10 protein-coding genes and 1 tRNA gene are annotated in these 13,147 nt (G+C 57.8%); 8 read left to right on the forward strand and 3 right to left on the reverse strand.

From position 1 onward, the window contains the following. Positions 1-35: 35 nt before the first annotated feature. Together rpsA and coaE are read left to right on the forward strand one after the other, a co-directional pair. On the forward strand, positions 36-1,511 hold the full coding sequence (gene rpsA, locus FYJ31_RS11045; protein WP_032744362.1) for a 30S ribosomal protein S1: 1,476 nt from the start codon (positions 36-38) through the stop codon (positions 1,509-1,511). A gap of 115 nt (positions 1,512-1,626) precedes the next feature. Next, positions 1,627-2,244: a dephospho-CoA kinase gene (gene coaE, locus FYJ31_RS11050; RefSeq protein WP_065473668.1), complete on the forward strand. Its 618-nt coding sequence runs from the start codon at positions 1,627-1,629 to the stop codon at positions 2,242-2,244. On the opposite strand, the gene FYJ31_RS11055 is transcribed toward coaE, so the two are convergent. Genes FYJ31_RS11055 through FYJ31_RS11065 form a run of 3 tightly spaced genes read right to left on the reverse strand, consistent with a single transcriptional unit; the run spans position 2,239 to position 5,389 of the window. Continuing rightward, positions 2,239-2,874, reverse strand: coding sequence for an ATP-binding cassette domain-containing protein (locus FYJ31_RS11055; RefSeq protein ID WP_065473665.1), 636 nt, complete (start codon positions 2,872-2,874; stop codon positions 2,239-2,241). The two genes, coaE and FYJ31_RS11055, sit on opposite strands and share 6 nt — an antisense overlap. Before the next feature lie 54 nt (positions 2,875-2,928). After that, a complete protein-coding gene (locus tag FYJ31_RS11060) occupies positions 2,929-5,013 on the reverse strand; it encodes a bacteriocin-associated integral membrane family protein (RefSeq protein ID WP_229774089.1) in 2,085 nt (694 codons plus the stop codon). Continuing rightward, positions 4,994-5,389 (reverse strand): lactococcin 972 family bacteriocin, encoded by a 396-nt coding sequence (locus FYJ31_RS11065; RefSeq protein ID WP_154536680.1) that lies wholly within the window; start codon positions 5,387-5,389, stop codon positions 4,994-4,996. The genes FYJ31_RS11060 and FYJ31_RS11065 overlap by 20 nt, the downstream gene beginning before the upstream one ends. Positions 5,390-5,538: 149 nt before the next feature. Between FYJ31_RS11065 and FYJ31_RS11070 the strand changes: the two genes are divergently transcribed. The 6 genes from FYJ31_RS11070 to FYJ31_RS11095 all read left to right on the forward strand — a co-directional run bounded on the left by FYJ31_RS11070 (position 5,539) and on the right by FYJ31_RS11095 (position 12,565). Further along, on the forward strand, positions 5,539-6,204 hold the full coding sequence (locus tag FYJ31_RS11070; protein WP_143724776.1) for a response regulator transcription factor: 666 nt from the start codon (positions 5,539-5,541) through the stop codon (positions 6,202-6,204). Further along, complete coding sequence (locus FYJ31_RS11075) at positions 6,182-7,429, forward strand: histidine kinase (protein WP_326831210.1); 1,248 nt, start codon at positions 6,182-6,184, stop codon at positions 7,427-7,429. The genes FYJ31_RS11070 and FYJ31_RS11075 overlap by 23 nt, the downstream gene beginning before the upstream one ends. 18 nt (positions 7,430-7,447) lie before the next feature. Beyond that, on the forward strand, positions 7,448-9,559 hold the full coding sequence (gene uvrB, locus FYJ31_RS11080) for an excinuclease ABC subunit UvrB (RefSeq protein ID WP_154536681.1): 2,112 nt from the start codon (positions 7,448-7,450) through the stop codon (positions 9,557-9,559). A gap of 32 nt (positions 9,560-9,591) precedes the next feature. Continuing rightward, entirely contained in the window at positions 9,592-10,578 is a 987-nt protein-coding gene (locus FYJ31_RS11085) for a TerC family protein (RefSeq protein ID WP_032744356.1), read from the forward strand. Between the two features lie 167 nt (positions 10,579-10,745). Continuing rightward, on the forward strand, positions 10,746-12,188 hold the full coding sequence (pyk, locus tag FYJ31_RS11090) for a pyruvate kinase (protein WP_012578044.1): 1,443 nt from the start codon (positions 10,746-10,748) through the stop codon (positions 12,186-12,188). Between the two features lie 303 nt (positions 12,189-12,491). After that, a tRNA-Leu gene (locus FYJ31_RS11095) sits at positions 12,492-12,565 on the forward strand. Positions 12,566-13,147 lie beyond the last annotated feature (582 nt).

The following is a 13,147-nucleotide window of genomic DNA, read 5'->3' on the forward strand; positions in this document are numbered from 1 at the left end:
AATTATCCATCCACTATTAGAAACCATATATTTACATGGCAGAGAACAACACTGAAGTCGCCAAGGTCGCCATCAACGACATCGGCACCGAAGAGGACTTCATCAAGGCAGTCGATTCCACCATCAAGAACTTCGATGATGGTGATCTGGTTGAGGGCACTGTCGTCAAGATCGATCACGACGAAGTCCTCCTGGACATCGGCTACAAGACTGAGGGTGTCATCCCCTCCCGCGAGCTTTCCATCAAGAAGGACGTTGATCCTGACGAAGTCGTCGAGGTCGGCGACACCATCGAGGCCCTTGTCGTCACCAAGGAAGACAAGGAAGGCCGTCTGATTCTGTCCAAGAAGCGTGCCCAGTACGAGCGCGCCTGGGGCGACATCGAGAAGATCAAGGAAGCTGACGGCGTCGTTGAGGGCACCGTCATCGAAGCCGTCAAGGGCGGCCTCATCGTCGACATCGGTCTGCGTGGCTTCCTGCCTGCCTCCCTCGTCGAGATGCGTCGCGTCCGCGACCTCTCCCCGTACATCGGCCAGAAGATCAAGGCCAAGATCCTTGAGCTCGACAAGAACCGCAACAACGTGGTCCTGTCCCGCCGCCAGTACCTCGAGGAGACCCAGTCCGAGGTCCGCGAGACCTTCCTGTCCCAGCTCAAGAAGGGCCAGATTCGTGAGGGCGTGGTGTCCTCCATCGTCAACTTCGGCGCTTTCGTCGATCTGGGCGGTGTTGACGGCCTGATCCACGTTTCCGAGCTGTCTTGGAAGCACATCGACCACCCGTCTGAGGTCGTCAAGGTCGGCGACAAGGTCACCGTCGAGGTGCTCGACGTCGATCTCGACCGTGAGCGTATCTCCCTGTCCCTGAAGGCGACTCAGGAGGATCCGTGGCAGCGCTTCGCTCGCACCCACGTTCCCGGCCAGATCGTCAAGGGCAAGGTCACCAAGATCGTCCAGTTCGGTGTCTTCATCTCCGTCGAGGACGGCATCGAGGGCCTGGTGCACATCTCCGAGCTCGCCAACCGTCACGTCGAGAACCCGGAGACCGTGGTCAAGCCGGGCGAGGCCGTGTTCGTCAAGGTGATCGACGTCGACCTCGATCGTCGCCGCATCTCCCTGTCCCTCAAGCAGGCCAACGACTCCGTCGACCCGGCTTCCGAGGACTTCGATCCGGCCATCTACGGCATGCCGGCCGAGTACGACGAGCAGGGCAACTACAAGTACCCCGAAGGCTTCGACCCGAACACCAACGAGTGGATCGCTGGTTACGAGAAGCAGCGTGAGGAGTGGGAGTCCCAGTACGCCGCCGCCCACGAGCTGTGGGAGGAGCACAAGGAGTTCGTGGCCAAGGAGCTGGAGAACGCCGCCGAATCCGCAGCCGCCGACGGCCAGGGCCCGAAGGAAGAGAAGCCGGTCGAGGAGACCTCCAACTACTCTTCCGCTGCTCCGGCTACCGGTACCCTCGCCGACTCCGATCAGCTCGCCGCCCTGCGCGACCAGCTGCTCGGCAAGTGAGTTCGCCATCGGGCGACTGACGCCTGACGTATAGTCAAAACCCGGTCTCGCTTCGGCGGGCCGGGTTTTGCCGTTGTGTGCATGAACCTCGAAACATGGCATGATGGGGGGGAGCATGATTCGAATAGGATTGACCGGTGGTATTGCGGCGGGCAAAAGCACGGTGTCCACAAGACTGCGGGAGCTCGGCGCGGCGCTTATCGACTATGACGAGCTCGCGCGCCGAGTGGTGGAACCGGGCGGCGTCGGTCTTCGTCGTATAGCGGAATGTTTCGGCCCCGACGCGCTGACCGATCAGGGGCGGCTCAACCGGCGATGGATCGCCGAGCACGTGTTCGCCGGGCCCGACTCGGAACGGATGCGGAGGAAACTGGACGATATCGAGCATCCGTTGATCTATGATCTTGCGCTGTCGCGGGAGCGGCAGGCGGTCGCGGACAATCCGGATGCCATGGTCGTGCATGATGTTCCGCTGTTGGCGGAAGTCTTGGACGCCATGCCCATGCGATTCGACCATATCGTCACCGTCGAAGCGCCCGAACAAGTGCGGGTCGACAGAATGGTGTCGACCCGCGGCATGACGCGAGATGATGCGCTTGCGCGCATTCGCCACCAGTCCAGCCCGGAACAACGCCGTGTCATAGCCGACGCGGTGATCGATTCCACGCAGCCGATGGGTCGAATGCTTGAAGCCGTTGATGCGCTGTACGAACAGTGGCTGGCGGAATCATAATGCGATGATGCGGTCGGCGAGAGCCGCGGTCTCCTCGTTGTGCGTCGTGTAGATCACGATCGCTCCGTTGTCGGCGAAATCACGCAGGTGACGCATGACCATGGCGCGGTTGTCGGCATCGAGGGCCGCTGTTGGCTCGTCCGCCAGTATGACGCGCAGCGATTGACGGATGAGAAGCCTCGCGATTGCGACTCGTTGTTGTTCGCCTCCACTGAGTGTGTAGATAGGTCTATTGCCGTAGCCCGTCAGATTCACGGCCCGCAATGCGCGTCTGATGAGCCGGCTTCTATCTGCCGATGGTATTCCGACGCTGCGCAGAGCCAGAATCAGATTTCTGTTCACCGTCCATTGCTCCACCAGGGCGTAATTCTGGAACATGAATCCCATGACGTTGCGGTGCATGAGCCGTCGGCCCTTTCTGGAGGCAATTGTTTGCCCATCATAGGTAATTGTTCCTGAACTTGGCTCTTCCAAAAGACCTAGGACATTCAACAAAGTGGTTTTGCCACATCCGCTTTCTCCGGTCAGGGCAACCATGTCACCGGGACTGAATGTCAGGTTCAGTCCTTCCCATAAGGTGCGGTCGTCGATTCGATATGTCAGATTATGCGTGATCAATAAGGCGCTCATGCTTGATGTTCCTTACGTGGTAAGTGATTGCTGATACAGGTTTGTAGATGGCGATCAGGGATGTTTGATACTGTCGGCGCGCAGCCGCGAATCGTAAAGCACTGTGGTTGCCAGCGAAACGACGATGAATAGTAAGGAAACCGAGGTCGTGGAAACGGCGTTGTAACCTCCTATGAGCAACTGGATCGGAAGAGATGCACTGCATAACGCCGCTGCTAGGAACAGTATCGATTGAAAACGGAGATATGACGGCGCTCCATGCATATATTCCACGAACATAATTTGACGTCGGAGTGTGCATAGTGTCAAAGCCACCATGATTGCGCCGCCCAGCAGACATGTTATGGATATGCAAGCTGTGATGGAAAAATAGTTCATTTCCTGAGTTGTTCGTGCCAAACGAGTTTGTATCTCGTCGTGCCGATTGACGACCGAAGCCACCAAAGAGTCCACGCCCTTTTCCCGTAGGATTTCGAGCAGCTGATGGCGGGAGCTGTAATCGAAGGTCATGCCGCCGGTGGACACCATCGATGTAGTGGTATCGCCAGAGAGCAGTGACGGGTCAATGACAACAACAGGAACAGAGGAAAGGCCATCGGTGTTGGAAGGGGTGTCAAATGCCGATAAGACAGCATCTCTTGGTCTGGATTCAATGGAGATGCTCGTGCGATTGATGGCGGGCAGACTCTTTCCCTCTTCTGCCGCCAAACTTTGCTCGAATGAGTATGCGCGAAGCACATTGTTCGTAATGGATTCGCTGTTCCATTGTTCATTCTCGGGCATAATCACACTGATTCGTGCAAGTGTCGTGTTGTTTCGTATAAGATGATGAAGCCTTGCCGTACGGGAATCCATGAGGATGCAGGGCTGTGGGTCTTGCGAGCTATCCACCCACGTGCATCCTAGCCGGAATGAGGCGAATCGCGTATGTTCTGATTGGGAAGTTTGTTCGACGAAGTCGTTCCATGAGGGCATGGAACGAGCTCGGTTTTGATCGCTGCTATACCACAGTTGCAATTGGAATCCGTCGTTGGATGACAATTGATGCTCCAATGTTGTTTTCAGTGTTTGGGATTGCCGCCATTTGAAGTTCGTAACGTTCAAACTGGCAGAGCTGAGAGCGAGAACGATGATTGCCATGATGCAGCCGGAAGCCATGAGAAAACGTAAAGGGCGCTTTCCTTGGATTAATTTGAGTGCGTTCGGCACCAGAACCCTTACTAGAGCAATCGACAATGACAAGGCAACCAATGCCATGCACGTTGTGGCGATGATGATGGAGAGGAATACCTGACCGGCGAATCCTAAGGGAGAAGCGAAAGGCCAGAAGATCGCACCAATGGAAATCCAAGTCATCCATCCGATGCAGACGCAGATGATGAAAAAGAACGCATGCCGCAGGAATTGCCTCATAATAATGCCGGTTGTTCTCATGCCATGCAAGGCTTGTATCGCGCAAACGCGTGAAGCTGTCGACACGGAAAGCGCGCCGGACACAAATACTACAGCAAGTCCGGCGAATATGACTTGGGCGATGGAATTGGAGAAGAATTGTTTGGTGATTTGTGTGATGCCGATGGGGGTTGCTCTGTTAAGTTCGAATCCTTGGCGCCGTATGGATTTGGCTACTGAAGCGGTATCCCGTGGTGATCCATAGAGAAGCCATCTTCCCAATGGGTCGGTGAATCTGTCTCCGCGTTGCACACGTGTGCGCGGCCCGAACCCATAATCCGGGTATGGCGAATTCGCATGCATGCCGTTGCCGTCTAATGCGCCGAAAATAGAAATTACGCGTCTGTTGGTACCGTGACCGTCCGGCTCATAGGAGACTCTCGCGAGTACGACATGATGGGTCGCTGCGAGACCGGTCAATGTCGATAGAGGCTGCCCGTGCGCGTCGGAAATTCCAATATCGTAGCTAGGGCCGGAGGGATAGGTTTCTTCGTTATTTTGCGCATAGAATCCTGCTGCGAGAGTGATGAGAGCCACGGCCAATATACTGGCGATTTTATAAGTCCAGTGCATGATACACCTTATTCCCGGTAACAATGTGTTTGTGCGGCGGACGATAGGAAGTTCGCTCGCCGCACATTCAATAAATGGTGTGGATGCTGCGAAATTATTCAGCATCAAATCCATAGAAAGCTTGATCCACTTTGCCGCATACCGCGTAAGTACTTGCGGAGGCCCAGATTCCCGCTTCCTTGACGCCGCTGTATGCGTATACATTATCGGCGTTCAAAACCGAGGAATGATGCCGACGGGAATTGTGGAGGAAATTGGAGTAGACATCTCCACATCCGCCCCACAAGGTGGTTCCATATTGCCATGTTCCTCCATGGGGATATGAAACATCAACGGTGCTGATGCCAGCATCCCTATCTGTGGGAACGCTGCAGGAGACTTTTACTGAAGTACCGACTTCATTGGCGTTTGCGGGAATGATAAGTGTTCCGCTTGCGCCGAGAGCAAGCGTTGCCGCCAGTAGGCCTCCGGTGATTTTCTTTGCGATCATGAGTGCTCCTTGTTGTTCTTCATTGCGCGGCTGCTTTGCCGCATATAACACGGTAAGACGCCAATGAGGAGCGAACGAAGTCTGTGTGACGGGAATCGTCACAGTGCTACGATTGCGTTTGACGGAGGCGATTTGGGGAGGGGGTACTTATGAAGAACGGGCGCCCGATTCGGCTTGCCTTGGTGGACAACGATCGTTGCTCTGCGGAGATGATGGCTTTGCTTATTGGCAGGACGATTCCCGAGGCGCATATGCTATGGGTTACGGATAATCCCAGTCTTGCCTTGGAACGTTGTCTGTTCGATCCGCGGAAGCCGGACATCCTTATTTGCGATCTCATGATGGACGGGCTGAACGGAGTGCGGCTGACGGAACGTATTCGACAGCGGAACGTGCAGGTTGGCGTCATCGTAGTCACTTCGTATGACCTGGTAACCTATGGTGAGGATATCGCGTGTTGCGGAGCCCAAGCGTTGATTTCGAAAAGAGATTTCGCAGCGACCATACGCGAGGCGGTCAAATCGGTGTTTGACGGGGGAACATACCCTCATGGTTGGGGTTTGCATAGCCTTGAAGAGACATTGCATACGGTGGATGCCGCACAGCCGGAAGCGGATGGTGCCAGGCTCTTCTCCGATCGAGAGCTGGCGGTGTTGCGTCTCTATGCACATCGTGTACCGACCGTTGAAATTGCGCGCCGCTTGGGAATCGGTGTCGAAACTGTGTACAGCTATGTGAAACGAGCCATGCGCAAGGTCGGGGTGACGAGGCGCGGCGAACTCCTTGATTACTGTGAGCGATACCATGTTCTGTGACGGCAGCCGTTTTCTTAGACGTCGCTTCCGTGATCTCGGGAAGTCTTGGCATGGCGAAAAGATCGCGGCGCTAGCCTGCGCCTTGTGCATAGCCGCTGATACGGTCATCGAATCGTGTATCAATCCGGTTTGGGATGCGTGGGCCCTGTGGGTGGGTCTGTTGTTCGTCATCCTGTCGTTGCTCTGCGTGGCATTCCCGTTCGGCGGCAATATCGTGTTGGCGATCTCATGGTGCGTGGTGTTTCCCTTGCCGGTGGATCTGTCCATGTCGGTGAGCGTGGTGATAGCCGAGCCATTAATCGTCCTCTCCTATCAACGCATATGGTGCGGCGTGGTGTTGGCGGTGGCTGTGACCGTATCTCGCGTGGCGCAGCTGATATGGCAGTATGGGTTGCCGATGGGTTGGGATGCCGGGGCGTTGGTGTCCGTTGTGCCTTGGACCGTCATGCCGGCGTTGGCGTGCGTTGGAATCGGTCTGCTGCTGAATTGGCATCATCGTGAGGGGGAGAGGGAGTCGGAAGCGCGTGGCAGGGCCGAATCGTTGGATTTGGCGGCAAGGCTGCATGATGCGACGACCAATGATCTCTCATATCTCATCATGAGCATCGACAGGATCATGTCGGAACACCCTTCGCAAGGAGAGTCGATGGACTTGCCACTGTTGCGCGAAGTGGCTCAACGGGCGCTCGATCAGACGCATGATGTCATAGCGGTTCTCGCAAAGCACAATGTCGGTACTGCGCGAATCCTGCGATGCCATGCGCGTCGCTCCGGAGAAGCCATTGTTCCGATCGGTGCAGGTCGATTCGAGGCCGAGATCGAACGGCACCGGCGGGAACTCGCAGCGCTTGGTTTCCGAGGCGAGGTGGTTGTGTCCGATCCCTTCGATCTCCTGAGTCGGTTTGACGAGAAGACTATCCAGTTGACGCGGTCGTTGCTGGAAGAGACGTTTGCCAATATCGCCAAGCACGCGGATCGCGAACAAGGGTATGTACTCGCCATACAAGTGCGGCAAGACGGACTGTACGTATCGGTGGCTGACGTTCCCGCCAAGATGGCGGATGGAGCATTGGCGGAATCTCCGAGAACATTGGGCATGGGATTTGGAATGTCTCATCTGCGTCAATCAATTACGCGGAGCGGTGGTTGGCTGCGCGTCCAAGAGGAAGACGGGTATTGGAGTTGCCTAGCGTATATTCCGATATATCATCGGGATACAGCGTGAATCGGAAGGAAACAGCGCATGGGATTCAACATCGAACGTGTGGACAAGCCGTTTGTGGTCAAATCGCCGTACCGACCATCCGGAGACCAGCCGAAGGCCATCGAGGAACTGGCCACACGCATCGAGAACGGCGAGAACGACGTGGTGCTCATGGGCGCCACCGGCACCGGCAAAACCGCCACCACCGCATGGCTGATCGAACGGCTGCAACGTCCCACGCTCATCATCGAGCCGAACAAGACGCTCGCCGCGCAGCTGTGCGCCGAATTCCGCGAGCTCATGCCCGACAACGCGGTGAGCTATTTCGTTTCCTACTACGACTACTATCAGCCGGAGGCCTACATACCGCAGACCGACACCTATATCGAGAAAGACTCCAACATCAACGACGATGTGGAACGTTTGCGCCATCAGGCCACGGCCAACCTGCTGACCAGACGCGACTGCGTGGTCGTGGCCACCGTCTCCTGCATCTACGGCCTGGGCACTCCTGAGGAATACGCCGGGCGTATGCTGTTTCTCAAGGAAGGCCAGCAGATCAATCGCGACGATCTGCTGCGCCGGTTCGTGGCCATGCAGTACAAGCGCAACGACATCGCCTTCACCCGCGGCACGTTCCGCGTGCGGGGCGATACGGTCGAAATCATCCCCGTATACGAGGAACTGGCCATCCGCATCGAATTCTTCGGCGACGAGATCGACCGCATCTCCACCCTGCATCCGCTGACCGGCGATGTGATCGCCCATGAACCGCAGGTCCATATCTTCCCGGCTTCCCACTATGTGGCCGGGCCGGAGCGTATGGAACGCGCGCTCAAAACCATCCGCGAGGAGCTTGACGGACGGTTGTCCGAACTGCGCAAACAGGGCAAGGAACTTGAGGCGCAGCGTCTCGACATGCGCACCACCTATGACCTGGAGATGCTCACCCAGGTGGGCGTGTGCTCGGGGGTCGAAAACTATTCGCGTCATCTCGACGGCCGCGCGGCCGGCACGCCGCCGCATACGCTACTCGACTTCTTTCCGGATGATTTCCTGCTGGTCATCGATGAGTCGCATGTTACCGTGCCGCAGATCGGCGCGATGTACGAGGGGGACGCCTCCCGCAAGCGCACGTTGGTCGAACACGGGTTCCGCCTGCCCTCCGCGATGGATAACCGACCGCTCAAATGGCCGGAGTTCCTGCAGCGCGTCGGCCAGACCGTGTATCTGTCCGCCACGCCCGGCGACTACGAGTTGGGCTTGTCCGACGGGGTGGTCGAACAGATCATCCGTCCGACCGGCCTGCTCGATCCGAAGATCGACGTGCGCCCGGTCAAGGGGCAGATCGACGATCTGCTCGCCGAGATCAAGGCCCGTGTGGCCAGGAACGAGCGCGCGCTGGTCACCACCCTGACCAAGAAGATGGCCGAGGATTTGACCGACTATCTGCTGGAACGCGGGATCAAGGTCGAATACCTGCATTCCGATGTGGATACGTTGCGGCGTGTCGAACTGCTGCGCATGTTGCGCGAAGGCAAGATCGATGTGATTGTCGGTATCAACCTGCTGCGCGAGGGCCTCGATTTGCCGGAAGTATCGCTGGTGGCGATTCTTGACGCCGACAAGGAAGGATTCCTGCGGTCCTACCGTTCGCTCATCCAGACCATCGGCCGTGCCGCGCGAAACGTGTCCGGCACGGTGATCATGTACGCCGACGAGACCACCGAAGCCATGCGGCAAGCCATCGACGAGACCGACCGCCGCCGCGCCAAGCAGATTGCCTACAACCGGGAACACGGCATCGATCCCAAGCCCCTGATCAAGAAGATCAGCGACGTCAACGACATGCTCGCCAAGGAGGATGTGGACACCCAGGCCTTGCTTGAAGGTGGCTACCGCAACGCGGGCAAGGCCGGCAACACACACCTGGGCGTGCCGGTACTCGATCCCAACGAGGCAGACAAACGCCACGAGGAGATCCTGAAGGCCGGCCTGCCCGCGCAGGACCTCGCCGACCTGATTCGCCAGCTGAGCGAACAGATGCACACCGCCGCCGAACAACTCCAGTTCGAGCTTGCGGCCCGTCTGCGCGACGAGATCCGTGATCTCAAGAAGGAGCTCCGGCAGATGACCGAGGCGGGGCGATGACCCGTCACATACATGGGTTAGTGTAGAGAATCATGGCAGAAACCCCACTCGCATTTGAAATCATCACCTTCGTGGTGCTCGCGCTGTTCTTCATCGTCGACCTGTTCGTCATCGGGCGCCGACCGCATGTGCCCTCCACCAAGGAATGCGTGCAGCATATCGCCTTCTTCGTGGTTATGGCGCTGATCTTCGGCGGATGCATCTGGTTCTTCGCCGGCTCCAAGCCCGCCATCGAGTTCTATTCCGGCTGGCTCACCGAATACTCGTTGTCCATCGACAACCTATTCGTGTTCGTCATTATCATGTCGAACTTCGCGGTGCCCAAGCAGGTTCAGAAGTATGTGCTGTCCGTCGGTATCACCATCGCTTTGATCTTCCGTGGCATTTTCATTCTGATCGGCGCGGCCCTGATCACCCGCTTCACGTGGGTGTTCTTCCTGTTCGGTGCCTTCCTGATCTACACCGCCGTCAAACTGGTGCTCGGCGGCGATGAAGATGAGGAATATCACGAGAACGGCATCATCCGTAATCTGCGCAAGATCATCAAGATCACCGACGACTACGACGGCGAGAAGCTGCGCACCACCAAGAACGGCGTGCGTTACTGGACCCCGATGCTCATCGTGTTCCTGACCATCGGCACCACCGACGTCATGTTCGCCTTCGACTCGATTCCCGCGATCTTCGGCCTGACCAAGGATCCGTTCCTGGTGTTCACCTCCAACGTGTTCGCCCTGCTCGGCCTGCAGCAGCTGTACTTCCTGCTGGGTGCTCTGCTCGACAAGCTCGTCTACCTGCCTGCCGGCCTGTCCGTGGTGCTGGGCTTCATCGGCGTCAAGCTCATCATGGAGGCCCTGCACGGCAATACCTTGCCGTTCATCAACGGCGGCGAAGGCATCCATTGGGTGCCGGAAGTGCCCACATGGCTGTCGCTGGCTGTGATTGTGGTCGCAATTGGCGGCGCATCCGTGGCTTCCGTGATCAAGATGAAGAGCATGGAAAGCGCCGAGAAGGCCTGAAATCGTTAGAGAATACAACCCTTAAACCCAGTCAACACAACAATGTGAGCGCTCACAACACACCGTGAAGAAAACTTGTCATGAGTCGGCTCGCGCTAGTAGACTGGGTTTCGGCAAATGGGGCAATCGTGCCTCGAACCAAATTGAACAAGAATAGGCAGGCATTCATGCGTAAAGCCAAGATCGTAGACACCATCGGTCCTTCCACCGAGGATTACGACAACCTCCTGAAGCTCGTTGAAGCCGGTATGGACGTTGCTCGTCTGAACCGCTCCCACGGCACTCCCGAGGATCACCTCAAGGTCTACAACAACGTGCGCAAGGCCAGCGAGGCCACTGGTCGCAACGTTGCCGCGCTCGTTGACCTGCAGGGCCCGAAGATCCGCTGCGGTTGGTTCAAGAAGAACGCCGACGGCGAAGACAAGGTCCAGCTGCAGCTCGGCCAGGAATTCGTCATCACCACTGATGACGTCGAGGGCGACGAGCACATCACCTCCACCACCTTCAAGGGCCTGCCGGGCGATTGCCACCCGGGCGACCCGATCCTGATCGATGACGGCAAGGTCCGTCTCGAGGTCACCAAGGTCGAGGGCAACAACGTGTACACCAAGGTCGTCGTGGCCGGTCCTGTGTCCTCCCACAAGGGCATCAACCTGCCGGGCGTCGCCGTCTCCCTGCCGGCCCTGACCGAGAAGGATGAGGCCGATCTGCGTTGGGCCATCCGCACCGGTGCCGACATCATCGCCATGTCCTTCGTGCGTTTCGCCACCGACATCGACCGCGCCCACGAGATCATGGACGAGGAGGGCCGTCGCATCCCGATCGTCGCCAAGATCGAGAAGCCGCAGGCTCTGGAGAACCTCGAAGAGATCGTCAAGACCTTCGACGGTGTCATGGCCGCCCGTGGCGACATGGCCGTTGAGTGCCCGCTGGAAGAGGTCCCGCTGGCCACCAAGCGCATCATCGAGCTGGCCCGCCAATACGCCAAGCCGGTCATCGTGGCCACCGAAGTCCTCGGCTCCATGGTGAACTCCCCGGTCCCGACCCGTGCAGAGGCTTCCGACTGCGCCAACGCCGTCCTCGACGGCTCCGACGCCACCATGACCTCCAACGAGACCGCCGTCGGCAAGTACCCGGATGTGACCGTGGCCACCATGTCGCGCATCTCCGGCTACGCCACCGACCACGGCTTCGACCGCATCCCCGAGCTCAAGAACCTCGACATGTCCTCCACCGGTGCCGTCTCCTCCGCCGCCGTGGACCTGGCCGACAAGCTCAACGCCAAGGCCATCGTCGCCTACACCCAGACCGGCGCCACCGTCCACCGCGTCTCCCGTGAGCGTCCGGCCGCCCCGATCTATGGTTTGACCAGCAACGAGCACACCTACCACTGGCTGGCTCTGTCCTGGGGCACCGAAGCCTTCCTGCTCAAGGAGGACTACCACGACAAGTCCCGCAAGGATCTGATGATCTACACGGACAAGATCCTCAAGGACGCCGGCAAGGTCGTCGACGGCGACAAGATCGTCATCCTGAGCTCCGCCCAGGGCGATCACCAGCCGGGCCGCACCGACTCCATCTACGTGCACACCGTTGGCGCCTGCGACTGATGTCGTGTAGCCGCTGACCGCTGATGTGCGGTACGTAAAGGCCCTCATCCCGCTGCGGGGTGGGGGCCTTCGCGTATCGGACGGCGATCATCGCCGGGTGCGGGATGCGCGATCCTCGCAACGGTCGATCGCACACGCCGCCTTCGGGACGTGGGCCATGGGCGCAAGCGTGGGCGACACGCGGGAGCGCGGCCCGTCCGAATGCCGCAGAACGCCCGTCAGGCGGGGATGCCGTGGCGGTGCGCGTGTCTTGTGTGGCGGGAGTCGAATCGGTATGCTACTCTCTTCAGAGTGCTTTGGCACGCCCTCGTATCCCAATTGGTAGAGGAAGCAGCCTCAAAATCTGCGCAGTGTGGGTTCGAGTCCCACCGAGGGCACCCAAAAGTCCGGGTCATACGGCATCACGATGGCGCGGGGCGAATTGTTCGCTCCGCGCTTTTTCGTATTCTCGGCATCGTCTGGCCTCACGATGTAGCGTGGACCGGCGGCACCGGCCAGCTCTTGGGATGGGATTGCATTATCAACTGCGTACTGAGTACGCAGCTGATAATGGTCTGATGGCATGGTGACATTGTTCGTCACGAGGTATGCAACGGAGACATTGAAGAATGCGGATAGATATGCGAGATCGTCGGCGTTCCATCGAACTTTCCCTCCCAGCTTCAGGTTTAGAGTGGATTGAGTGATGTGCATGGCATTAGCGATACTCGTCTGAGGAACGCGATGACGCTGCTTAAGGAAATATACGTTGTCGGTAATAATTTGACTTAAAACCTTAGGTAGGCCGTTGTCAGTGATTTCTGTCTCTTTGTTCATTGGTGAAGTACTCATAAAGCAATGATACCTTCTTCTTTATTGGTTTGTCCAATACCATGCTATGCTATAGGTATGCCCAATAGAACGATAGATAAACTGATGGCGGACAGGGTGGACCGTTTGCGTCGCCAGGCCAATATGAC

The sequence above is a fragment of the Bifidobacterium sp. WCA-178-WT-4B genome (genome assembly GCF_009696495.1).
Taxonomy (GTDB): Bacteria; Actinomycetota; Actinomycetes; order Actinomycetales; family Bifidobacteriaceae; genus Bifidobacterium; species Bifidobacterium infantis.